Here is a 21,488-nt window from a genome sequence, read left to right on the forward strand (position 1 = left end):
TCACCAACACGGCGGATTCATGATTCTTCCGAAATACCACGTCGCCCCGTCGCTGATTCCCGGTGCCGGCAAGGGTCTGTTCCTCGACGAACCCGTCGCGCGCGGCCGTCTGGTCACCGCGCCCGACGATATCCGCAAAGTATACAAATGGGACGAAGTCGAAGCCCTGCCGAACGCTCAGGAGTTGCTCGCCGCGACGGTACGCTGGTTCGAGGACCGCTACACGGTGACGCCGGAATGGCCCGACGAGTGCTACATCAATCACTCGTTCGCGCCGAACGGGCTCTGGCACCTCGGCTTCGTGTTCGCCCTGCGCGATCTCGTTCCGGGCGAGGAGATCACGGTCGACTATCGCCACCTGCTCGCGCCGGGACAGAAAGAAGACTTCGTCGACGCAACGACCGGCGGCGAGATCATCGGCCACAGCTGGGCGGAAAGCCTCGCCCTGTCGAGCGCGCAACTGCACGAGATCGTCGTCATGCCGCGCTTCGCGCAAAGTTCGGCCGATTGCGGCTGATATCGGAACGGCGATGAAAATCACCCATCTCCTTGGAACCGACTATCGGCGCATGCGCTGGAAAAACGGCGGCGGCTGGACGACGGAACTGTACGTCCATCCGCTGCGCGGCGGCGGCGAAGGCTTCGAGTGGCGCGTCAGCATCGCCGAGATCGAAAGCGACGGCGCGTTTTCGCTGTTCCCGCAGTGCGACCGCTGGATCGCCCTGCTCGACGGCGCCGGCATGTTTCTCGACTTCGACGGCGCGCCCGCCGCGCCGCTCGATCAGCGCCTCGACTTCGTGCAGTTTTCCGGCGATGAGCCCACGCACGGCAGTCTGATCGACGGCCCGGTGCGCGACTTCAATCTGATCGCGCGGCGCGATCTGTGGCAGTGCGAAGTGCGCCATCGGCCGCTGGTCGGCTCGATGCTGTTCGCCGCGAGCACGGCCGATCTCTGGTTCGTCCATCTCGCCGCGGGATCGGCGCGTGTCGAACGCCGCGACGATCTACCCGTCATCGCCGCAGGCGAATCCCTGCTGATCGCAACCGACGGCGAAAGCGGCAGTGTGGTGATCGACGGCGGCGGCGAACTCGTCGTCGCCAAGCTCAGCGCCGCGCAAGGCATCTCGGTCTAAACACACACGCGGCGTTGCCGCGGCCTTACTTCGCCGCCGGGGCCGGCTGCGCGTGTTCTCTCTGCGCGAGATATTTGCCGAATTGATAGCCCGAACCGGCTATGGCGCAAATGGTCAAAAATCCGACCATGCCGATAAAGATTTTCCGGAACATAGAACCCCCGAATAAGCAGCGCTGCCCCACGCAGCCGTGAGGCTACTGTTCCACGGCGATGAGCGTGGGCCGAAGTGCCGAAGGTAACGGCAGATTGGCTCACCGCACACGGTATAACTGCCTCAGATCACCGCCGCGCCGCCGATCAGCAGCAGCACGACGGTCGCCACGCCGACCACGCTGAACACCATCTGCTTGACGCTGCGTCCACGCCCCCAGAGCAGCAGGCCGCTGATGCCGAGAGCGATCATCGAGAAAGCGAAGGTGTCGCCGAGCAAGGTCCAGGCGATGCCGCCGCCGACGCTCTTGTGCAGGCGCAAGAGGGTCGCGAGCGGACTCTGCTCGGTCTGGCGCACGATCATCGACGCATTGCCTTCGCTGTATTCGGCCTGCGTGGTCACGCGCGCGTTGCCGCCCGAGAACATCCAGCGCGCGGGCGGCTTGACCGTCTGGCCGTTGAATTCGATCGGCGCACTCGGCATCACGCGCAGGTTGTCGATGTCGAGTTTCTGCGTGTCGCGCAGCCAGGTGCGCATCGCCTCGGGCGTCGTGCGCACGCCGCCGGGCACCGGCAGCTCGATCTTCGACAGGTCGGTCGAGCCGCCCTGCGGAATCTTCAGCACGGCGCGGTGATTCATGACGAAACCGCTGATGCCGTAGAGGATGGCCGCGATCGCGCCCCAGGCGCCGATCCACAGGTGCAGCTGACGCACGATGCGGTGCGTGCGCGCACTGCGCTGGCGCGCGTTGATGCCGGCCGTTGCTGCCGCGGAATTCATTGCTTCACCTCGTTCCGGTTGATTCGTTCAATGTCGCCGAGATCATCGCCGCGGCGTGTGCGCGCATGCGCGTGCCGATCGCGCGCAGCGGCGCGTCCTGCGCGCATTCGAGTTCGTCGCCGAGTTTTTCGAGGAAACTCGGCGTGCCCGCTTCGAGCGCGCGTTCCAGCCATTGCACCGCTTCGTCGATCCTGCCCTGCTGGGCGAGCACGCCTGCGTAGCTGGCCTGGCCGCGGAAATCGCCGCCGTGCGCGGCGCGGCGGTACCAGTCCAGCGCCGCGGTCGGGTCGCGTTCGACTTCCCAGCCTTCCTCGTAATAGCGTCCGAGCAGGTTCATCGATTTCGCGTGCCCCGCCTCGGCCGCGCGCCGATACCAGGCGACCGCGCCGGCGCGGTCGGGCTTCACCCCGCGTCCCGTCGCGAGCATGTTGGCGTAGTTGTACATGCCCCAGTCGAGACCGCCGAGCGCCGCCTTGCGGTACCACACCGCGGCCAACTCCGCGTTCTGCGGCGTGCCGCGTCCGAGCTCATGGCAGCGCCCGAGCATGTTCATTGCTTCGACGTGGCCGCTGTTCGCGGCGAGCGCATACCAGTGGCAGCCCTCGGCGTCGTCGCGCGCGACGCCGCGGCCCTCGCAGCACATGCGCGCATAGATCGCCTGCGCCGCGATGTCGCCCCAGTGCGCCGCGGCGCGAATCTTCGCCACCGCGTCGGCGACCTCGCCGCGCTCGATCGGCGCGGCGTCTTCGTTGGCTTGTGTGTCAAACATCGGACCATTCCCGCAGCAGGTTGTGATACACGCCGGTCAGCCGCACGAGTTCCTCGGCGGCCGGCAGCTTCCGCGTCAATTGCTGGATCGCGACGTCGAGTTCGAACAAGGTGCGGCGCTGCGCCGCCGAACGCACGAAGCTCTGCACCCAGAAGAACGAAGCGACGCGCGCGCCGCGCGTGACCGGTTCGACGCGATGCAGGCTCGATCCGGGATAGATCACCAGATCGCCGGCCGGCAGCTTTACCCGGTGCTCGCCGTAGGTGTCTTCGATGACGAGTTCGCCGCCGTCGTAGTCATCGGGATCGGAGAGGAACAACGTCACCGAAAGATCGGTGCGCACCGGTTCCGCCGGCACGCTGCTCCGGTCGTAGCGGACGGCGTTGTCGACATGGAAGCCGAACGCCTGCCCGTCCGCGTAGCGATTGAACAGCGGCGGATAGATGCGCCGCGGTAAGGCCCCGGCGAAAAAGGTCGGATGCCGGCCGACCGCGTCGAGCACGAGCGCAGCCAGTTCCTGCGCGAGCGGATCGGACTCGGGTAGCTGGCCGTTGTTCTTCGCGCGCGCGGACTGATGCCCGGCCGTGATGCGGCCGTCGCTCCACGCGGCGCCGTCGAGACGGCGCCGGCAGTGCTCGATCTGCGCCGCGTCGAGAACGTTTTCGATGTGCAGCAACAAAGCCCGGTCTCCGTACTTCTTCCGCCTGCCCGATCAGAACTTGTAGGTCGCCGACAGCACCGCGCTGCGCCCCGGCGCCATCACGGCGAAGTGCGCCGGATAGGCCTTGGTGTAGTAGGTCTTGTCGGTCAGGTTCTGCAGGTTGAGGCGCAGGCCGAGCTTTTCGTTGACGGTCCAGTTGGCCATCGCATCGAAGCGCACGTAGGAAGGCACGCCGTACTCCGTGATCAAGCCGTCTTTGGCGTTGACGCGGTAGCTGCCGGCAACCTCATCGACATAGAACGCGCCGCCGCCGATGCTGAACTGCGGCAGCATTTGCCAGGTGGTCCACAGGCTGAAGCTGTTCTCCGGCGTGTTCGCCAGCGGGGTGCCGTTGAGCGGGTTCGGTTTGCCGTTGGTGTAGCCGCCGTCGACCAGCTTCGACTTCATGTAGGCATAACCGCCGAACACGTACCACGTGTCGGTGATGTTGCCCGACACCGACACTTCGGCGCCGCGCACGCGCGTCTTGCCGATGTTGGCGTACCAGCCGTTCGCGTCGAGCTGGCGCGCGTTGCGCTTCTCGGTATCGAACACGTCGGCGCTGACCGCGAGCCGCTTGTCGAACAGGTCCCATTTCACGCCGAGTTCGAGATTGCGGCTCTTCTCCGGCTGCAGATCGAGCACGCTGATCGGATTGCCGTCGCTGCCTTCGGCGAGGAAGCTGCCGGGCGGCGTCACCGACGTCGCGTAGGAGAAGTACACGCTGCCCTGCTCGACCGGCTTGTAGACCAGGCCGGCCTGACCGGTCCAGTCGTTGTTGTCGCTCTTGTGCTGCTCGGTCACGCGCGGCCCGGTATAGCCGGTCGGGCAGGCCTGATTGACCTGGCCCGGGCAATAGGTCAGTGGCACCTTGGTCGTGAAGCTGTCGTAGCGCACGCCGAGATTGGCGAGCCATTGGTCGTTGAAGTGGATCGTGTCGAACGCGTAGAACGCCTGGGTCGTGCCGGTCGTCCGCGTCGGCGCGTTGCGGCGCGTGATCGCGCCCGGCACGAAGACGTTGGCCGAGTTCAAGGTTCCCGGCAGCCACGGATCATAGGGATTCGGATTGGCCAGGCTCGTGCAGTTGTAGTACGACGCCGCGCCCGGACCGAGCTTGCCGCAAGCGGTCGCCGCGTTGAGGTTCGGCACGTTGTAGCCGTCCACCGTCGTCTTCTCGTCGGCGAGTTCGATGCCGACGTTGAAGTCGTTCTTCAGCGAGCCGAGGGCGAAATGCCCGGAGAGATCGGTCTGGTTGATCGCGGTCTTGGTGTTGCCCGCACGTGTGTTCGCACGGCGCCAGACCATGCCGTTGGCGACGTTGCCCTGGCTGTCGTCCGGCTGACTCAGGATGTAGTCCTGGCGCGAACGGCCGTAGCGCGTGGTGTTGCGCAGCACGAGCGCGTCGGAGAATTCGTGGCGCAACTGCAAGGTGCCGATGTTGGTGCTGGTCTTGCGGAAATCGCGATCGACCAGGCCGTAGAAATTGTTGCGATCGCCGCCGTCGTCGGGCCGCACCACGCGCACGCCGGCCGGGGTGTAGTTGAAACCGTAGTGATACGGAATGCCCGGATCGGGCATCTCGGTCGTGTTCAGATGATAGAGACTGATCGTCGCCGTCGTCGGCGATCCGAGTCCGAACGCGAGCGACGGCGCGAAGCCGAAGCGGCGGCTGAATACCTGGTCTCGGCCGGCGACGTCGGCGTCGTGCCCCATCAGGTTGACGCGCAGCGCGGCGCTGTCGCTGAGCATGACGTTGCTGTCGATCGTCGCGCGCTTGTAGCCGGCGCTGCCGACTTCGCCCGTGGCGCGGGTGAAGTCGCCGATCGTCGCGTTCTTGCTGACCAGGTTGATGCTGCCGCCGCCGTTCGAGCGGCCGCTGTACACCGAGTCCGGACCTTTGACCACTTCGATCTGCTGGATGTCGAAGGTCTCGCGCGTCTGTGCGCCGACGTCGCGCACGCCGTCGACGAAGATCGAATTCTGCGAATCGTAGCCGCGCAGATAAGGCCGGTCGCCCTGCGGATTGCCGCCTTCGCCGGCGCCGAAAGTGATGCCGGGCACCACGCGCAACGCGTCGATCAGATCCACCGCGCCCATGTCGTTGAGCAGGGTTTCCGGCACCACCGTCACCGACCGCGGCGTGTCGAGCAGCGGCGCGGTGAATTTCGGCGAGGACGCCTGCGGCAGTGCATTGCCCTGCACGGTCACACCTTCGAGCTGCTCGGGCTTGCGCGTGGCCGCGCTCGCATCGCCCGCGCCCGGCGCGTCGTCCGCTTCCGCGACCGTCGGCGCCGCCATCGACACGAAAGCCGTGCCGAGCGCGGTGGCGATCAGCCTTTTAGGCCGCTTCGCAGTGGCGGTGACGTAGGAACGGCGGGCGTGCTTCACAGACATCTTCATGGATCCTTCTAGTGCGCAAGTCGAAAGGCCGGGGAATACCCGGCCCAAATCAAAAACAATCTAAATGAGAATGATTTGCATTATGTCACAAGCGACAGACAAGTAAAAGGATGTAAGACGCCTTCGGCGCCTTATCTACTCAGCAGAATGGAGGCAAAAACCGCAGACGGCAGCCGCATGCAGCGGCGGCGCGCTCAGTCGTAGCGATCGTCGCGCACATACACCTGCGCGCTCTCGACCTTCACCGGGAATTTCGCGACCGGCTCATAGGCCGGCGGGCATAGCGCCGCGCCGGTACGCATATCGAAGCGTGCCCCGTGGCGCGGGCACTCGACCTCGAAACCGTGGATATCGCCGCCGGCCAGCTCGCCGCCGTCGTGCGTGCAGATGTCTTCGATCGCGTAAAGCTCGCCGTCGACATTGAACACCGCGATCGCGGTGTCGCCGTCCCAGGCGATCTTGAACTCGCCCGGCAGAAGTTCGGACTGCGCGCAGACGCGAATCCAATCACTCATCGCGGCTGCGCCCGCCGCCGGCGCGAAGGCTCGACTCGTCCACTGCTCACAGCGTCTTCACCAGCAATTCGAACTTCAAGTCGTCGCGCTTCGGTATGCCGAAGCGTTCGTCGCCGTATGGAAACGGCTTGTACTTGCCGGTGCGCCGGTAGCCGCGACGTTCGTACCAGGCGATCAGCTCGTCACGCACCGAGATCACGGTCATCTCCATGCGCGTGCAGCCGAAATCGTCCTTGGCCACGCGTTCGGCCTCGGCCATGACGAGCTTGCCGACGCCGCCGCCCTGCAAGGTCGGATCGACCGCGAACATGCCGAAATAGCAGGCATCGCCCTGCTTCTCGATATGGCAGCAGGCGAGCAGCAACACACCGCGGGCGGCGAGGATCACGAGGCTGCCGGATTTTTCGATGACCTCGCCGATGCCGACCGGATCGACGCGTTGGCCGTCGAGCAGGTCCGCTTCGGTAGTCCAGCCCGCGCGGCTCGCGTCGCCGCGATAGGCCGAGGTCACGAGTTTTTCGATCGCAGGAATATCGGCCAGGGTAGCGAGACGAAACTCGACGGCGGCTTCGTTCGGCAGGTCGGTCACAGCAGTCATTCGGGTTTTCCTTCGGTCGTGGTGTTCGGCGTGCCGGCGAGCGCCGCACGCACGGCGGCGAACGGCAACAGCGCGCATTTGCGCCGCGCCGGATAGTTTGCCAGCGCGGCGAGCGCATTCAAGCCGCCGAGCGCGTCGACGGAACCGCTTTCGCCGCGGATCAAGCGCGAGAAATGCGCCTCCAGGCGCGCAATGCCGTCCGCATCGAAGCGTAGCGCGTGTCCGCTCAGCAGCGATGCGGTCGCCTTGGCGATCGCACAGGCTTCGCCGCGGAACGCGATCGCCTCGATGCGTCCGTCGACGACCTGCAGTTCGACATGCAGCGCATCGCCGCAAAGCGGATTCGCCCCATCGGCTGTGTGCGTCGGCGCGGCCAGCGCGCCGAAATGGCGCGGCGCACGGCTGTGTTCGAGGACGAGGCGCTGATAAAGCTCGCTGGCGGACATGCCCTCATTGTACGTCGCCGCGCGGTGTGGTCAGCGTACCGCACGGCGCGCGAACAGCGCTGCGGCAAGCACGAGTACGGCGAACAGGCCGAACAACCACGCCGCTGCATTCTGCGCGCCCGGCACGCCGCCCGGCGAAGTCAAACCCGCGCCGTTGGCGATCAGGCCCGAGAGCGCCGCGCCGAGCGACATCGCATATAACTGCACCGTCGAAATCGCGGTCGAGGCATGCGAGCTGTCCGCGGCCGGCGCCACGATGAGGACGCGCGCGAGCAGATGCGGCCACGCCATGCCGACGCCGATGCCGACCGCGAGCAATGCCGCCAGAAGAACGACAAACCCCGCCCCGGCCTGGAAGCCCTGTACGTGCGGCAGTATCCACGCCAGGGCGAACAATCCCGCCGCCATCAGCAGCGGCCCGTTGCGGATCGCCTGCGCGGCGAACTTTGCGCGGCCGGCACTCGTCATCGAACCGAAACTCCAGCCCGCCGCCATCACTGCGGTCAGGTAGCCTGCGGCCAAAGGCTCGTGCCCGTGAATCACCTGAAGAAAGTACGGCAGGAAGATTTCCACGGTGAAGCTCATCGCGAGCAGGCCGATCGTCGCGTACAGCGCGATCAGCCGTGCATCGACAAAAGCACTGCGCGGAAGCAGGCGCACGACGGCGTCGCGGTCGATGCGCAGGATCCATGCGGCGAGCAGCAAGCCGGCAACGACGCCGGCGATCTGCAGACCGCGCTGCGCGGCGAGGCTCGCAAACGAAATCGCGAGCACCGACAAGGCGAGCAACGCGAGTTTGGCGAACGGCACGCGCGCCGACGCGCTGCCGCGTCCGCTCGCCGGCAGCCATACGGCGACGATAACGGCAAGAACCGCCGCCACCGGCAACAGCATCCAGAACGCGAGGCGCCAGTGGCCGCCCTGAGCGAAGATGCCGCCGATCGCCGGGCCGGCCAATGTCGCGATGCCCCACATCGCCGAAACCAGGCCCATCGCGCGCGTCCACAGGCGCTCGGCGAGCACGCGCGGAATCAGCACGTAGGCGAGCGAGACCAGCACGCCTCCGCCGAGACCCTGCACGCTGCGTCCGAGCAGCAGCCACGGCATCGCCGTGGCGAGCGCACACAGCGTCGCACCGACGGAAAACGTAGCAAGGCCGGCGAGATATGCACGTTTGCCGCCCCAGGCGTCCGCCAATGCCGCCGCGAGCGCCGCACCGACGATCGAGGCGACGACGAACAACGTGGTGTTCCACGAGTAGTAGTCGAGGCCGCCGATATCGGCGACGACCGACGGCATCACCGTCGTCACCATGTAGACATTGATCGCATGCAACGCCGTGCCGCCGGCGAGTGCGAGCACACGCATGCCGTTGCCGGTGCCGAGCAGATCGGCCCAGCTTGCGCTGCCTGCGGCAGGCGCAAGCTGGGCCGCTTCGGCAGCGGCGGTTTCGGGTTCGACTGCCGTGCAGTCGCTGTTCGTATTCATCATGTTGCGGGCAACCGCTTGAGCCTGGATAATAAACAAGTAATTTCTTGTATATTATCGACCGCAGATGAATAGTACAAGACAGAACTTTGATAATTCTCCGGGTGCGGCGGGCGAGCGCGTCCTCGTCCTGCTCAAGACTCACGGCCCGATGGGCACGGCTGCGCTTGCCGGCAGGCTCGGCATCTCGAGCGAAGCCGTGCGCCAGCTTGTGGCCAAGCTGCAGCAGGCCGAATTGCTCGAAGGCCGACTCGAACCGTCGACGCAGGCCGGACGGCCGCGCCAGCTCTGGACGCTGACCGCGCACGGCCATGCGCGCTTTCCCGACGCGCACGGGCAGTTGACCGCCGAGTTGCTCGACGGCGTGCGCGCGCTGTTTGGCGAAGAAGGCCTCGACCGCCTTATCGCCCGGCGCGAAGCGAACAGCCGCACGGCCTATGCGCGAGCATGCGCCGACGCGCGCACGCTCGGCGAGCGCGCGGTCGCGCTCGCTGCGGCGCGCGACGCGGAAGGCTACATGGCGCGCGTCGAGCGCGACGGCCGCGACTGGCTGCTGATCGAGGACCACTGCCCGATCTGCGTCGCCGCGCAGAACTGCCAGGGCTTCTGCCGCTCGGAATTGAAGCTGTTCCGCGAAACGCTCGGCGCCGAAGCCGAAGTGCAGCGCGAGCAGCATCTGCTTGCCGGCGCACGCCGCTGCGTGTATCGCATTGGCAAGCGCGCCGACCCCGCGGCGAAAGCGAAGCGCGCGCGCACGACCGCCGATCGTCAACGCTGAAGCCGCGTTCGCCGAAATGCCCGCCGCGTGCCACTGTTTTGCCATTCATCCGCGCGAGAGTCGGTCTCCCCCACGTCATCCCCACACGAGGTTTTCGGCATGAATCGTTTTCGCGCACGTCGCCTGCTGCTCGCCGCGGCGCTTATCTCATTGCCGCTGATGACCGCAGCCGCAACTCCCACCGCGAAAGCCACCGCGCCCGATCTGCAAGGCCGGCTCGAAGCGCTTGCCGAACGGGCGCGTCCCGGCGTGCTCGGCGTTGCCGTACTCGATCTGCAGAGCGGCCGCTCCTGGCGCGTCAACGCCGACCGCGGCTTTCCGATGATGAGCACGTTCAAGGCGGCGCTTGGCGCAACGGTGCTCGACCGCGTCGACCATGGCGCTCTCTCGCTCGATCGCAAAGTCACGCTGACCCGCGCCGACATGCGCAACGGCCCCGAAGCGATCCGCAAGGAATTCGATGCCGGGCGCACGCAATTCGACGTGCGTCGGCTGCTCGACGCGGCGGTCAGCGAAAGCGACAACGCCGCCGCCGACGCGCTGATCCGCCTCCTCGGCAGCCCGGCCGCGGTGACCGCGTTCCTGCGCGCGCACGGCGTCGACGGCATGCGCGTCGATCGCGACGAAGCCGGCCTCGCCCACGACATCGACGGCCTCGGCGCGAATGCCGGTGCGCCGCCCGGCGAATCGGCGGAAGCGAAACTCGCGCGCAAGCGACGCGGCTTCGCCGCCTACCTCGCCGATCCACGCGACACGAGCACGCCCGACGCCGCCGTGGTTTTCCTGCGCAAACTCTGGCGCGGCGAACTGCTCGCGCGCGAATCGACCGCGCTGATGCTCGAAATGATGACGCACTCGCCGACCGTGCCGAACCGCCTCAAGGGCGGCGTACCCGCGGGCGCGCGCCTCGCGCACAAGAGCGGCACCTCGGACACGTTCGAGGGCATCACCGCGGCGCACAACGACATCGGCATACTGAGCTGGCCCGACGGACGGACGGTCATCGTCGCCGGGTTCCTGACCGCATCGCCGGCAAGCGCGGACGAACGCGACGCGATTTTCGCCACGCTCACGCGCGAGGTCACGCAGACCCTGCATCCTTGATAGAGCGCACGGCGCGGCTACACTACCGCGCCTCAGGGGAACGATCGATCGATGGGACTGCTCAGCAGAATATTCCGCACAGGCGGCAACTCCGCCGACACCGATGCGGCGCCACGCCGCCGTCAGCCGATCGCCGGCGAATTGCCTTGGCGTGCCGACGCTTCCGTTCCCATCGTCGACTGGCCGGCCGCTCACCGGCAGATGCCGAGCGGCGCCGACGCCGACGACTATTGGTGGAGCGTCGCGCTCGGCTGGCTCGACGCGCTGCGCATCCGTCTCGGGCCTCAATACGCCATCGAGCAGTCGGATTCTTTCGCGATGCTGTCGAGCCTCCAAGGCAGGACGCTGCAGCTAGCGATGGCCTGCTGCGAGCGCTATCGCAGGCGCATCTTGCGCGACCTCGACGGCATCGCCACTGCCTGGGGACGCGGTCCGCACGTCGTGCTGATTTTCGATGCGCTCGACGAATACTACGACTACGTCGGCAACTACTACCCGCAGCAGGGCGAGTTCGCCATGTCCTCGGGTATGTTCATTCACCACGGCTACGGCCACTTCGTCTTCCAAGCTTCGGAGATGGCCGCGATGGAGCCGGTCATCGCCCACGAACTCACGCATTGCCTGCTCGCCATGCTGCCGATTCCGGCCTGGCTCAACGAAGGCACCGCGGTGAATATGGAGCAAGCGCTCGCGCCGAGAAGCGTGGACCCTCGCCGCGGCATTTTCAGCCACCGGGAAACCGCGCAAAAGCGCACCGCGTTCTGGAACGCGGAAACGATCCAGCAGTTCTGGTCGGGCAAATCGTTCAAGCGCCCCGACGAGGGCTGCTCGCTGTCCTACGAACTCGCGACCGAAATGACTCTGTTGATTGCCAAGGACCCGCAGCGATATCGCGCCTTCATGAATTCCGCGCATTGGAAAGACGCAGGCCAGGACGCGGCGACGCAGACGCTCGGCTACGCGCTCGAAGACGTCGCCGCGGCCGTGCTCGGCGACGGCCCGTGGCGGCCCGAGCCCGCGAAATGGATTGAAGGCACGGAACTCGGCCAGTTCTAAACAAAGCCCTCGCACGCCGCAAATCCAGCGCTCGAACGCGGTACAAATCGGCCGAATCGCCGCTACGGCCAAGCGCGAAAACCCGACCCTGGCGCGGCGCGAGTTACATGCGCACAATCGGGCGCATGACGACGACACACTACGACGCGATCGTGATCGGCAGCGGCATCAGCGGCGGCTGGGCGGCGAAGGAATTGTGCGAGCGCGGCCTGAAGACGCTCGTGCTCGAACGCGGCCGCGACGTGCAGCACATCAAGGACTACCCGACCATGTCGCTGCGCCGCTGGGACTTCGACCTGCGCGGCGAAAACCCGCGCGCGTGGAACGAGGTGAATCCACTGATCTCGCGCGCCGCCGGCTACGATGCGACGACCAAGCATTTCTTCGTCAAGGACGAAGACCATCCCTACGTGCAGGAAAAACCGTTTCTCTGGGTGCGCGGCTATCAGGTCGGCGGCAAGTCGCTGATCTGGGGCCGCGCCTGTGCGCGCTGGGCACCGATGGACTTCACCATGCCGCAGCGCCTCGGCTACGGCATCGCCTGGCCGATCGGCTACGACGACGTCGCACCGTGGTACGGCCACGTCGAAAACTTCATCGGCGTCTGCGGCAGCCAGGAAGGCATCGAGACCATGCCCGACGGCGATTACCTGCCGGCCTACGAACTCAACATGGTCGAGCAGCATCTGCGCCGCGTGCTTAAAGACAAATTCGGCCGCCACTACGTCTCCGGCCGCTGGGCCCACGTCACCGAAGCGCGCGACATCCATCTCAAGCAGGGCCGCGGCACCTGCCGCAACCGCAACCTGTGCATGCGCGGCTGTCCGTTCGGCGGCTATTTCAGCTCGAACGCCAGCACGCTGCCCTGGGCGGCGAAGACCGGCAACTTGACCGTGCGCCCGCACTCGGTCGTGCATTCGGTGCTCTACGACGAAACAACGAAGCAGGCGAGCGGCGTCAAGGTGATCGACGCGAACACGCACGAGGAACTCGTCTTCAATGCGAAGGTGATCTTCGTCAACGCGTCGGCGCTTAACTCAACCCTGATCCTGCTCAACTCCAAATCGCAGCGCTTCCCGAACGGCCTCGGCAACGACAACGGCCTGCTCGGCAAGTACGTCGGCTTCCACAACTACCGCGCCGGCATGGGCGCGGAAATCGAGGGCTTCAAGGATGCTTACTACGAAGTCTACAAGCCGGCCGAAAGCATCATCCCGAATTTCCGCAACGTGCATAAACAGGATGCCGATTTCGTCGGCGGCTACGTCATCTTCACCGGCGCGAGCCGGCGCCTGATCGACGACAACGACACGCACGGCGAGACGATCGGCGCGAAGTACAAAGAGGCGATCAGCAAGCCCGGCAAATGGACGGCCTACATGTACATGCAGGGCGAAACCGTGCCGAAGGCATCGAACCACGTGCGCCTGTCACCGGACAAAAAAGATCGCTGGGGCATTCCGCAGCTCGTCGTTTCGGTCGGCTACGACGACAACGACGACCGCATGGTCAACGACTTCCTCAACGAAGGACGCAAGATGTTCGAGGCCGCGGGCTTCAAGAACATCAAGACCAACGACAGCCACCAACCGCCGGGCCTCGACATCCACGAGATGGGCGGCGTGCGCATGGGCGCGGACGCGAAGACTTCGCTGCTCAATGCGCACAACCAGATGCACCTGTGCAAGAACGTCTTCGTCACCGACGGCGCCTGCATGACGAGCACCGGCAGTCAGAGCCCGTCGATCCTGTACATGGCGCTGACCGCGCGCGCGGCGAACTACGCGGCCGATCAACTCAAGCAGCACGGGGAGATCGTCTGATGGATCGGCGCGAACTCCTGCGCAGCATCGCCGCACTGACCGGTTGCGCTTTCATCGGCGCGGAGCGCGCATTCGCCGCCGCTGCCGATTCCGGCGCCTACACGCCGGCACAGATCGCGTTGCTCGACGAGATCGCCGAGACGATCCTGCCGCGCACCGACACGCCCGGTGCGAAAGACGCACAGGTCGGCGCCTATATCGCACGCTATTCGACCGCCTGCTACACGCCGGCGAATCTCAACGTTCTGCGCGCCGGTCTCGGCGATATCGATACACGCTCGCGCAAAGAGTACGGCGTCGATTTCGTCCGCTGCAGCGGCGAGCAGAAGCGCAAACTTCTGATCGATATCGACGCCGAGGCGAAACGCCGTGCGCAAATGCTCGGCGAAAACAGCGAGCAACCTCCGCACTGGTTCACCCTGTGCAAGCAACTTACCCTGCTCAGCTTCTTCACTTCCGAAGCGGGCACCACGCGTGTGTCGCGCTATAGCCCCGTGCCCGGTCCGTACAAAGGCGTCGTCGCGTACAAGGGCGAAACATTCTGGGCGTGGTAAACACGTTATCGTCGGCTTGTCATTCCTGCGAGGTTGTCCAATGAAATACGCCATCCTGTTTTGCGCAGCCGCGATGAGCTTCGCGGCGCACGCCGCGGAGAGCGCCGATGCGGCCCAACCGAACACGCTCAGCGCCGCGCAGCAGCGCGAGGGCTGGAAGCTGCTGTTCGACGGCAAGTCCACCACGGGCTGGCATCGCTACAATCGGAAGACGCTGAGCCCGGCTTGGTCGGCCGCCGACGGCAGTCTGCATCTCGATGCCGGCCGCAAGGATCAAGGATTCCAGTCCGAAGGCGGCGGCGACATCGTCTACGACGGCGTCTATGCGAATTTTCATCTCAAGATCGACTGGAAGATTGCGCCGGCCGGCAACAGCGGCGTGATGTTCTACGTGCAGGAAGGGCCGCAGCACGAGTTCCCGTGGCAGACCGGCATCGAATCGCAGGTACTCGACAACGTCGCCGCCTCGGACGCGCACAGCACCAAGCATATGGCCGGCGATCTCTACGACCTGATCGCCTGCAAAGTCGAAACCGTGCGCCCGGCCGGCGAATGGAACCACCTCGAAATCATCAGCGACCACGGCCGTTTCGTCGAAAAGCTCAACGGCACCGTCGTGATCGAAACGACGCTATGGGACGAGGCATGGAAGAAACTCATTGCCGGCAGCAAGTTCCGCGACATGGCCGGCTTCGGCATGTTCCGCTCAGGCAAGATCGCGCTGCAGGATCACGGCAGCGACGTGTGGTTCCGCAACATCATGATCCGCGAACTCAAATAAGCTCGGCGCGGAGAACTCCGCGCGTTTTCTCGACTTCTTGCTGAAAGCCGAGAACCGCGATCAGGAACGCCGGCACATAGACAAGCCGAAGCTATTTCGGCTTCTTCCGGGTTAGATCTGCGCTTTTGCCGCCTTCAGTGCAGGCGTGCCGAATACCCGGCGCCGTCACGCCAGCAGCTTGCGCACCTTGGCGATCGCCGCGACGAACGCGTCGATCTCTTCACGCGTGTTGTAGAACGACAGCGAAGCGCGCGCGGTTGCGGGCACGCCGTAGAACTGCATCAGCGGATGCGCGCAATGATGGCCGGAACGCACGGCGACGCCTTCGTGGTCGAGCAAGGTCGCGAGGTCGTGCGCGTGCACACCGTCGATCAGGAACGACAGCACCGCGGCCTTCTCCTTCGCTTCGCCGAACAGGCGCAGACCGGGCACACTCTTGAGCGCATCGGTCGCATAGGCGAGCAGCGCGCGCTCGCGTGCGCCGATTTCGTCGAGTCCGACCTGCGCGACGTAATCGAGCGCGGCGCCGAGGCCGACGAAACCGGCGATGTTCGGCGTGCCCGCCTCGAATTTGTGCGGCGCGTCGGCGAACGTCGTGCCGTCGAAGCTGACCGTGCGGATCATCTCGCCGCCGCCGAAGAACGGCGGCATCTCGGCGAGCAGTTCCTTGCGCGCCCAGAGCACGCCGGTGCCGGTCGGCGCGAACAGCTTGTGCCCGGTCAGCACGTAGAAATCGCAACCGAGCGTCTGCACGTCGATCGGCAGATGTGGCGCCGCCTGCGAGCCGTCGACGAGCAGCGGGATACCACGCGCGCGGCACGCCTTGGCGAGTTCGCGCACCGGATTGATCGTGCCGAGCACGTTGGATACGTGGGTGACGCCGGCCAGTTTCACCTTCGGCGTAAGCCGCGCGATGAACTCTTCGACGATCAGCTCGCCGCTCTGCGTGATCGGTGCCGCGACTACTTTCGCGCCGGTGCGCGCGGCGACGAGCTGCCAGGGCACGATGTTGGCGTGATGCTCCATCGTCGTGACGAGGATTTCGTCGCCGGGCTGTAGCCGCGGCAGCGCATAGCTGTAGGCGACGGTGTTGATCGCCTGGGTCGTGCCGCTGGTGAAGATCACTTCATCGCGCGTCGGCGCATTGATGAAGCGCGTCAGTTTGTCGCGCGCGCCCTCGTAGGCGGACGTCGCCGCTTCGCCGAGCGCATGCACGGCGCGCGCGACGTTCGCGTTGGTCTCGCGATAGAAGCGCTCGACCGCGTCGATCACGACCTGCGGCTTCTGCGAGGTGTTCGCGTTGTCGAGATAGATCAGCGGCTTGCCGTGAACCTGACGTGACAGGATCGGAAAGTCTTTGCGGTAGGGATTGGCTAGAAGATCGGTCATGGCTGTTTCTTGATTCCCTTCTCCCGCCGGGAGAAGGTGGCGCGAAGCACCGGATGAAAGAAAACCGTTGCAGTTCCGAAAGGCCGTCAGGGAGTGCAAGGTGTTTCCTCACGCGCCTGCCGACACCTTCTCCGTTCGAGGAAGGATTTTTTCGTCGCACTTCACTCCGCCGGCAACACCGCCTGCACGCGCTGCGCAAGCAGCTCGCGCAAGTCGGCGTCACCGATGCCAGCGAGCGCTTCGGCGCAGAACGCCGTCACCATCATGCGCCTCGCCACCGCAAGCGGGATTCCGCGCGAACGCAGATAGAACAGCGCGCGCTCGTCGATCTGGCCCACGGTCGCGCCGTGCGCGGCCTTCACTTCGTCGGCGTAGATTTCGAGCGCCGGCTGCGTGTCGATCTCGGCCGACGAAGACAACAACAGATTCTTGTTCGACAGTTTCGCGTCGCTGCCGTCGGCGCCTTGAGCGACCGTGATCGCGCCACGGAAGATGCCGCGCGCACGCGCATCCGCGACGCCACGCCAGACGACATCGCAGGCCGTATCGCGCGCCAGATGGCGCACGTCGAGCTGGGTATCGGCATGGTCGCGTCCGCGCAGCGCGAAAACGCCGCGCGATTCAAGCCTCGCCTCGCTGCCGGCGAGATCGACCTGGAAGTCGAGGCGCTGCAGGCGTCCGCCGAGCAGCACATGCGTCGTATGCAGGCGCGCCTTCGCGCCGACGCGCGCTTCGACGAGACGGTACATGGCGACCGATTCCGGCAGCTCGCACAGGCTGACCAGGTCGAGCTGCGTAGCGTCGGCGAGGTCGTAGCGCCGGCGCAGAGAACCGAGCACGCTTTCGCCTTGCGCACCGATAAACTGCTCGATCACGCGCGCGCGTCCGCTGACCACGGTCACTTCGACGTTCGCCTGCCAACGACTCGACTGCGCCGAAGGCACGTTTGCATAGACCACATGCATGGGTCGCTCGATATCGCCGTCGATGCGGATCGAATAGGCGTTGCCCGCGGATTCGCCGACGGTCACCGACGCGCCGACGCCGCTGATGTCGGAATGCGCTTCCGAGAAAACGCCGTTGACCACAACGACGCGGCGGCCGCGCGTGGCGGCCCAGTCGAACTGCTCCAGCAGTGTGTCGGGTAGAGCGGCCCGTGCGTCGGCCACGGCGTAGTCTTGCTGCGCCAGCGCGCGCAGCGCGGTCTTGCTGTAGCGCCACGACTCCTCGCGCTCGCGCGCGTCGCCGCGACCGAATTCTTCGAGCAGGGGTGCGCTCACTTCAGACGCCTCCGGCCACGGCCTCGGCGGGCGCCTGACGCCCGGCGACCCAGGCATAGCCATGCTCTTCGAGCTTGTGTGCAAGACCCGCATCACCCGACTCGACGATGCGTCCGTCGGCGAGCACATGCACGACGTCGGGCACGATGTAGTCGAGCAGGCGCTGGTAATGGGTGACGACGAGGAAGGCGCGCTCGGGCGAACGCATTGCATTGACACCGTCGGCGACCATTTTGAGCGCGTCGATGTCGAGGCCCGAATCGGTCTCGTCGAGAATCGCGAGCTTGGGTTCGAGCAGCGCCATCTGGAAAATCTCGTTGCGCTTCTTCTCGCCGCCGGAGAAGCCTTCGTTGACAGCGCGATGCAGCAGTTCGTCCTTCAGATGCAGCACAGCGAGTTTCTCGCGCACGCGCTTGAGGAACTGCATCGAGTCGAGTTCGGCTTCGCCGCGATGCTTGCGCTGCGCGTTCAACGCGGCACGCAGAAAATAAGTGTTGTTCACGCCCGGAATCTCGACCGGATACTGGAACGCGAGGAACACGCCTTCGGCCGCGCGCTCCTCGGGTTCGAGTTCGAGCAGGTTCTTGTCGCCATAGACGACCGAACCCTGCGTGACTTCGTAGCCCTCGCGTCCGGCGAGCACATTGCCGAGCGTGGATTTGCCCGCGCCATTCGGCCCCATGATCGCATGCACCTCGCCCGCTTTCACTTCGAGCGAGAGACCCTTGAGGATTTCCTTACCCGCGACGCGGACGTGGAGGTTTTCGATTTTCAGCATGTTCTCATTCTCTTTGCCTGTCATTCCCGCGCGCTTCCGGCGGGAATCCAGCGACTCTTCTTTTCATCCCATGCCTTGAAAGCAAAGACACTGGATTCCCGCCAGAAGCATGCGGGAATGACGAGCGCGCGTTACCCGCCCGCTAACTTTTTGATAGCCTCATCTTCCACACGACACCCCAACCACTCCGGCGTCATCTTCGCGCCGAGCGATTTGTAGAACTCGATCGACGGCGTGTTCCAGTCGAGCACCGACCACTGGAAGCGCGCCAGATCTTCGGCCACGCAGCGCTGCGCGAGGCTGATGATCAGTGCCTTGCCGATGCCGTGGCCACGGAAAGCCGGACGCTCGTAAAGATCTTCCAGATAGAGACCGTGCCGGCCGCGGAAGGTCGAATAGTTGTAGAACCACAGCGAAAATCCGGCGACCTCGCCTTTCCACTCCGCGACCTCGGCAAACACGCGCGGATTCGCGCCGAACAACGCGTCGGCGATATCCGTCTCGGTCGCATCGACTTCGTGGCGCAGCTTTTCGTAGTCGGCGAGTTCGCCGATCAGCGCGTAGATCGCTGCAGCGTCTTCGCGCCGTGCGGGGCGTATCTCCAGCGATTTGTTCGGACCGTCCATTCTCGTATGCCTATTCCTGAGTTATTCCAGTCATTGCGCACTGTCGACATCGCGCGACCTGATCACATAGACGAAGGGCGGATTGCCGCCGCGCAGCAATTCATTGCCCTCGCGATGCAGCTTCAGCGTTTCGGCAAGCCGCTCGGCTGCGGGCCGCGAACGCCAGTAACGAGCGGGCTTGGGTTTCGTCTCTCCCGGCGCAACGACGCGGATGGTGCGCTCGATGCGCATGCTCAGCCCACCGCGCCTTCGAGCGACACTTCGAGCAGTTTCTTTGCCTCGACGGCGAACTCCATCGGCAATTCCTTGAACACCTGCTTGCAGAAGCCGTCGACGATCATCGACACGGCGTCTTCCTCGCCGATGCCGCGCGAGCGGCAGTAGAACATCTGGTCGTCGGAAATCTTCGAGGTCGTCGCCTCGTGCTCGACGATCGCGCCGGGATTCTTCACTTCGATGTAGGGGAAGGTGTGCGCACCGCACTTCTTGCCGATCAGCAGGCTGTCGCACTGCGTGTAGTTGCGCGCGCCCTCGGCGCCTTTCTCGACCTTGACCAGACCGCGATAGGTGTTCTGCCCACGCCCGGCGCTGATGCCCTTGGAGACGATCTTCGACTTGGTGTTGCGGCCGATATGGATCATCTTCGTGCCGGTGTCGGCCTGCTGGCGATGATGAGTCAGCGCGACCGAATTGAACTCGCCGACCGAATCGTCGCCGCGCAGTACGCAACTCGGATATTTCCAGGTGATCGCCGAACCGGTTTCGACCTGTGTCCAGGAAATCTTCGAGCGCGCGCCGCGGCAGTCGCCGCGCTTGGTGACGAAGTTGTAGATGCCGCCGACACCGTTCTCGTCGCCGGGATACCAGTTCTGCACGGTCGAGTACTTGATGTTCGCATCGTCGAGCGCGACGAGTTCGACGACCGCGGCATGCAACTGGTTCTCGTCACGCATCGGCGCGGTGCAGCCTTCGAGATAGGACACGCTCGCGCGCTCCTCGGCGATCAGTAGGGTGCGCTCGAACTGGCCGGTATCGCGCGCGTTGATGCGGAAATAGGTGCTCAGTTCCATCGGGCAGCGCACGCCCTTCGGCACGAACACGAACGAGCCGTCGGAGAACACAGCCGAGTTCAGCGCCGCGAAATAGTTGTCGCCCGGCGGCACGACGCTGCCGAGGTACTTCTGCACCAGTTCGGGATGTTCGCGCACCGCCTCGCTGATCGAGCAGAAGATCACGCCGGCCTCTGCGAGTTCCTTGCGGAACGTCGTGCCGACCGATACCGAATCGAACACCGCGTCGACCGCGACGCCGGCGAGGCGCGCGCGCTCGTGCAGCGGCACGCCGAGCTTGTCGTAGGTTTCGAGCAGCTTGGGATCGACCTCGTCGAGCGACTTCGGCCGGTTCTTCGGCTGCGAGTAGTAGCTGATCGCCTGGAAGTCGATCGGCTCGATGTCGAGCTTGGCCCAATGCGGCGGCGTCATCGTCAGCCAATGACGATACGCCTTGAGCCGCCATTCGGTCAGCCATTCGGGTTCGTCCTTGCGCGCCGAAATCGCGCGCACGACGCCCTCGTTCAAGCCGGGCGGCAGGCTCTCGCTTTCGATGTCGGTGACGAAGCCCGCGCTGTAGCGCCGATTGAGCGCCTCGGTAACGACGTCGGTCGAGACCGATTCGTCGGGCACGTCGATTTCAATGGGTTGGGTGGCCATTTCAGGCTGCCTGCGTAGTCATTCGAGAACGGTTGTCAGGGTGTACATGTTGCTTCTCACGCGGTCGCCAGCTTCAGCGGAACCGCAATCCGCCGCGATGGCGGGCGGCGCATGTCGGCGAGGCTCATCTGCCGCAGCGTCGTTTCGATCACCTCGCTGACGCGCCGCCAATTGCCGCGCACGCCGCAGTGGGACTCGTGGCCGCAGGCGCCCTGATGGGCGCTGCACTCGGTCATGCCGAACGGCCCTTCCATCGCGACGAGGATATCGGCGAGGCTGATCCGCTCGGGCGCGCGCGCGAGGCGATAGCCGCCGTTGACGCCGCGGAACGACTCGACGAGTTCGGCCTGGGCGAGCTGCTTGAGCAGCTTCGATACGGTCGGCAATTCCAGATGCGCGCGCTCGGCCAGCGCCTGCGCGCTGAACACCTCGTCCGGCGCTTCGGCGAGCACGGTCATGACGACGGTGGCGTAATCAGTCAGCTTGCTGACACGGAGCATGGCGGAATGGGGCGGTCTCGGCCGCGCGGGCAAATACAGTACGGAAATGGTACTGTTTTAGCGAATCCGCGTCAAACCGGCGCTTGCCGGCGAAACAGGTTCGCGGTTGTTTCGACTGGGCCAGCTCG

The 21,488-nt window shown here is 65.2% G+C and carries 23 protein-coding genes; 8 read left to right on the top strand and 15 right to left on the bottom strand.

The window, feature by feature from the left end:
* Positions 1 to 19 precede the first annotated feature (19 nt).
* Positions 20 to 517: an SET domain-containing protein gene (locus FFS30_RS01245; protein WP_137911296.1), complete on the top strand. Its 498-nt coding sequence runs from the start codon at positions 20 to 22 to the stop codon at positions 515 to 517.
* 13 nt (positions 518 to 530) lie between these two features.
* Positions 531 to 1,133 (top strand): HutD family protein, encoded by a 603-nt coding sequence (locus FFS30_RS01250; RefSeq protein WP_137911297.1) that lies wholly within the window; start codon positions 531 to 533, stop codon positions 1,131 to 1,133.
* Positions 1,134 to 1,409: 276 nt separating this feature from the next.
* Here the strand turns inward: FFS30_RS01250 and FFS30_RS01255 are convergent, their stop codons facing one another.
* From FFS30_RS01255 to FFS30_RS01290, 8 genes are all read right to left on the bottom strand, one after another.
* Positions 1,410 to 2,066 carry a PepSY-associated TM helix domain-containing protein gene (locus FFS30_RS01255; RefSeq protein ID WP_137911298.1) on the bottom strand — a complete coding sequence of 219 codons (657 nt, stop codon included), beginning with the start codon at positions 2,064 to 2,066 and terminating at the stop codon, positions 1,410 to 1,412.
* Positions 2,067 to 2,070: 4 nt separating this feature from the next.
* Complete coding sequence (locus FFS30_RS01260) at positions 2,071 to 2,835, bottom strand: tetratricopeptide repeat protein (protein WP_137911299.1); 765 nt, start codon at positions 2,833 to 2,835, stop codon at positions 2,071 to 2,073.
* Positions 2,828 to 3,514 (bottom strand): Fe2+-dependent dioxygenase, encoded by a 687-nt coding sequence (locus FFS30_RS01265; protein WP_137911300.1) that lies wholly within the window; start codon positions 3,512 to 3,514, stop codon positions 2,828 to 2,830. Before FFS30_RS01265 ends, FFS30_RS01260 begins: the two co-directional genes overlap by 8 nt.
* Before the next feature lie 33 nt (positions 3,515 to 3,547).
* Positions 3,548 to 5,929, bottom strand: a complete 2,382-nt coding sequence (locus FFS30_RS01270) for a TonB-dependent receptor (RefSeq protein WP_137911301.1) — start codon at positions 5,927 to 5,929, stop codon at positions 3,548 to 3,550.
* Between the two features lie 200 nt (positions 5,930 to 6,129).
* The gene (locus FFS30_RS01275; RefSeq protein WP_137911302.1) at positions 6,130 to 6,450 is read right to left on the bottom strand and encodes a non-heme iron oxygenase ferredoxin subunit; all 321 of its coding nucleotides are present in this window, start codon (positions 6,448 to 6,450) and stop codon (positions 6,130 to 6,132) included.
* A 46-nt stretch (positions 6,451 to 6,496) separates the two neighbouring features.
* On the bottom strand, positions 6,497 to 7,048 hold the full coding sequence (locus tag FFS30_RS01280) for a GNAT family N-acetyltransferase (protein WP_137911303.1): 552 nt from the start codon (positions 7,046 to 7,048) through the stop codon (positions 6,497 to 6,499).
* Positions 7,045 to 7,494 (bottom strand): Fe-S cluster assembly sulfur transfer protein SufU, encoded by a 450-nt coding sequence (gene sufU, locus FFS30_RS01285; protein ID WP_137911304.1) that lies wholly within the window; start codon positions 7,492 to 7,494, stop codon positions 7,045 to 7,047. Before sufU ends, FFS30_RS01280 begins: the two co-directional genes overlap by 4 nt.
* Positions 7,495 to 7,524: 30 nt before the next feature.
* Complete coding sequence (locus FFS30_RS01290) at positions 7,525 to 8,985, bottom strand: MFS transporter (protein WP_212742382.1); 1,461 nt, start codon at positions 8,983 to 8,985, stop codon at positions 7,525 to 7,527.
* 64 nt (positions 8,986 to 9,049) lie between these two features.
* On the opposite strand from FFS30_RS01290, the gene FFS30_RS01295 reads away from it, so the two are divergent.
* The 6 genes from FFS30_RS01295 to FFS30_RS01320 all read left to right on the top strand — a co-directional run bounded on the left by FFS30_RS01295 (position 9,050) and on the right by FFS30_RS01320 (position 15,078).
* A complete protein-coding gene (locus FFS30_RS01295; RefSeq protein ID WP_137911305.1) occupies positions 9,050 to 9,760 on the top strand; it encodes a transcriptional regulator in 711 nt (236 codons plus the stop codon).
* Positions 9,761 to 9,859: 99 nt separating this feature from the next.
* Positions 9,860 to 10,864, top strand: a complete 1,005-nt coding sequence (gene bla, locus FFS30_RS01300; protein ID WP_137911306.1) for a class A beta-lactamase — start codon at positions 9,860 to 9,862, stop codon at positions 10,862 to 10,864.
* 51 nt (positions 10,865 to 10,915) lie between these two features.
* On the top strand, positions 10,916 to 11,920 hold the full coding sequence (locus FFS30_RS01305; protein ID WP_137911307.1) for a hypothetical protein: 1,005 nt from the start codon (positions 10,916 to 10,918) through the stop codon (positions 11,918 to 11,920).
* Positions 11,921 to 12,045: 125 nt separating this feature from the next.
* Complete coding sequence (locus tag FFS30_RS01310) at positions 12,046 to 13,743, top strand: GMC family oxidoreductase (protein ID WP_137911308.1); 1,698 nt, start codon at positions 12,046 to 12,048, stop codon at positions 13,741 to 13,743.
* Positions 13,743 to 14,297 carry a gluconate 2-dehydrogenase subunit 3 family protein gene (locus FFS30_RS01315; RefSeq protein WP_137911309.1) on the top strand — a complete coding sequence of 185 codons (555 nt, stop codon included), beginning with the start codon at positions 13,743 to 13,745 and terminating at the stop codon, positions 14,295 to 14,297. The genes FFS30_RS01310 and FFS30_RS01315 overlap by 1 nt, the downstream gene beginning before the upstream one ends.
* A gap of 40 nt (positions 14,298 to 14,337) precedes the next feature.
* Positions 14,338 to 15,078 carry a DUF1080 domain-containing protein gene (locus FFS30_RS01320; protein WP_137911310.1) on the top strand — a complete coding sequence of 247 codons (741 nt, stop codon included), beginning with the start codon at positions 14,338 to 14,340 and terminating at the stop codon, positions 15,076 to 15,078.
* A 165-nt stretch (positions 15,079 to 15,243) separates the two neighbouring features.
* On the opposite strand, the gene FFS30_RS01325 is transcribed toward FFS30_RS01320, so the two are convergent.
* The 7 genes from FFS30_RS01325 to FFS30_RS01355 all read right to left on the bottom strand — a co-directional run bounded on the left by FFS30_RS01325 (position 15,244) and on the right by FFS30_RS01355 (position 21,360).
* On the bottom strand, positions 15,244 to 16,467 hold the full coding sequence (locus FFS30_RS01325) for a cysteine desulfurase (RefSeq protein ID WP_137911311.1): 1,224 nt from the start codon (positions 16,465 to 16,467) through the stop codon (positions 15,244 to 15,246).
* 161 nt (positions 16,468 to 16,628) lie between these two features.
* Complete coding sequence (gene sufD / locus FFS30_RS01330) at positions 16,629 to 17,747, bottom strand: Fe-S cluster assembly protein SufD (RefSeq protein ID WP_171014332.1); 1,119 nt, start codon at positions 17,745 to 17,747, stop codon at positions 16,629 to 16,631.
* Position 17,748: 1 nt separating this feature from the next.
* On the bottom strand, positions 17,749 to 18,525 hold the full coding sequence (gene sufC / locus FFS30_RS01335) for a Fe-S cluster assembly ATPase SufC (protein ID WP_137911313.1): 777 nt from the start codon (positions 18,523 to 18,525) through the stop codon (positions 17,749 to 17,751).
* Positions 18,526 to 18,656: 131 nt separating this feature from the next.
* The gene (locus FFS30_RS01340) at positions 18,657 to 19,151 is read right to left on the bottom strand and encodes a GNAT family N-acetyltransferase (RefSeq protein WP_137911314.1); all 495 of its coding nucleotides are present in this window, start codon (positions 19,149 to 19,151) and stop codon (positions 18,657 to 18,659) included.
* Positions 19,152 to 19,181: 30 nt separating this feature from the next.
* The gene (locus tag FFS30_RS01345) at positions 19,182 to 19,382 is read right to left on the bottom strand and encodes a hypothetical protein (RefSeq protein WP_137911315.1); all 201 of its coding nucleotides are present in this window, start codon (positions 19,380 to 19,382) and stop codon (positions 19,182 to 19,184) included.
* A 2-nt stretch (positions 19,383 to 19,384) separates the two neighbouring features.
* Complete coding sequence (gene sufB, locus FFS30_RS01350) at positions 19,385 to 20,860, bottom strand: Fe-S cluster assembly protein SufB (RefSeq protein ID WP_137911316.1); 1,476 nt, start codon at positions 20,858 to 20,860, stop codon at positions 19,385 to 19,387.
* Between the two features lie 56 nt (positions 20,861 to 20,916).
* The gene (locus FFS30_RS01355) at positions 20,917 to 21,360 is read right to left on the bottom strand and encodes an SUF system Fe-S cluster assembly regulator (protein WP_137911317.1); all 444 of its coding nucleotides are present in this window, start codon (positions 21,358 to 21,360) and stop codon (positions 20,917 to 20,919) included.
* Between the last annotated feature and the right edge of the window lie 128 nt (positions 21,361 to 21,488).

It is taken from the genome of Rudaea sp. 3F27F6 (assembly GCF_005503555.1).
GTDB lineage: Bacteria > Pseudomonadota > Gammaproteobacteria > Xanthomonadales > Rhodanobacteraceae > Rudaea.

Coding starts and splice junctions, on each gene's coding strand:
- bla (WP_137911306.1), top strand. CDS start 9,860: ATGAATCGTTTTCGCGCACGTCGCCTGCTGCTCGCCGCGGCGCTTATC.
- FFS30_RS01260 (WP_137911299.1), bottom strand. CDS start 2,835: ATGTTTGACACACAAGCCAACGAAGACGCCGCGCCGATCGAGCGCGGC.
- FFS30_RS01310 (WP_137911308.1), top strand. CDS start 12,046: ATGACGACGACACACTACGACGCGATCGTGATCGGCAGCGGCATCAGC.
- FFS30_RS01355 (WP_137911317.1), bottom strand. CDS start 21,360: ATGCTCCGTGTCAGCAAGCTGACTGATTACGCCACCGTCGTCATGACC.
- FFS30_RS01295 (WP_137911305.1), top strand. CDS start 9,050: ATGAATAGTACAAGACAGAACTTTGATAATTCTCCGGGTGCGGCGGGC.
- FFS30_RS01315 (WP_137911309.1), top strand. CDS start 13,743: ATGGATCGGCGCGAACTCCTGCGCAGCATCGCCGCACTGACCGGTTGC.
- FFS30_RS01255 (WP_137911298.1), bottom strand. CDS start 2,066: ATGAATTCCGCGGCAGCAACGGCCGGCATCAACGCGCGCCAGCGCAGT.
- FFS30_RS01290 (WP_212742382.1), bottom strand. CDS start 8,985: ATGATGAATACGAACAGCGACTGCACGGCAGTCGAACCCGAAACCGCC.
- FFS30_RS01250 (WP_137911297.1), top strand. CDS start 531: ATGAAAATCACCCATCTCCTTGGAACCGACTATCGGCGCATGCGCTGG.
- FFS30_RS01345 (WP_137911315.1), bottom strand. CDS start 19,382: ATGCGCATCGAGCGCACCATCCGCGTCGTTGCGCCGGGAGAGACGAAA.
- FFS30_RS01270 (WP_137911301.1), bottom strand. CDS start 5,929: ATGTCTGTGAAGCACGCCCGCCGTTCCTACGTCACCGCCACTGCGAAG.
- FFS30_RS01245 (WP_137911296.1), top strand. CDS start 20: ATGATTCTTCCGAAATACCACGTCGCCCCGTCGCTGATTCCCGGTGCC.
- sufC (WP_137911313.1), bottom strand. CDS start 18,525: ATGCTGAAAATCGAAAACCTCCACGTCCGCGTCGCGGGTAAGGAAATC.
- FFS30_RS01325 (WP_137911311.1), bottom strand. CDS start 16,467: ATGACCGATCTTCTAGCCAATCCCTACCGCAAAGACTTTCCGATCCTG.
- FFS30_RS01275 (WP_137911302.1), bottom strand. CDS start 6,450: ATGAGTGATTGGATTCGCGTCTGCGCGCAGTCCGAACTTCTGCCGGGC.
- sufU (WP_137911304.1), bottom strand. CDS start 7,494: ATGTCCGCCAGCGAGCTTTATCAGCGCCTCGTCCTCGAACACAGCCGT.
- FFS30_RS01340 (WP_137911314.1), bottom strand. CDS start 19,151: ATGGACGGTCCGAACAAATCGCTGGAGATACGCCCCGCACGGCGCGAA.
- sufB (WP_137911316.1), bottom strand. CDS start 20,860: ATGGCCACCCAACCCATTGAAATCGACGTGCCCGACGAATCGGTCTCG.
- FFS30_RS01280 (WP_137911303.1), bottom strand. CDS start 7,048: ATGACTGCTGTGACCGACCTGCCGAACGAAGCCGCCGTCGAGTTTCGT.
- FFS30_RS01320 (WP_137911310.1), top strand. CDS start 14,338: ATGAAATACGCCATCCTGTTTTGCGCAGCCGCGATGAGCTTCGCGGCG.
- FFS30_RS01305 (WP_137911307.1), top strand. CDS start 10,916: ATGGGACTGCTCAGCAGAATATTCCGCACAGGCGGCAACTCCGCCGAC.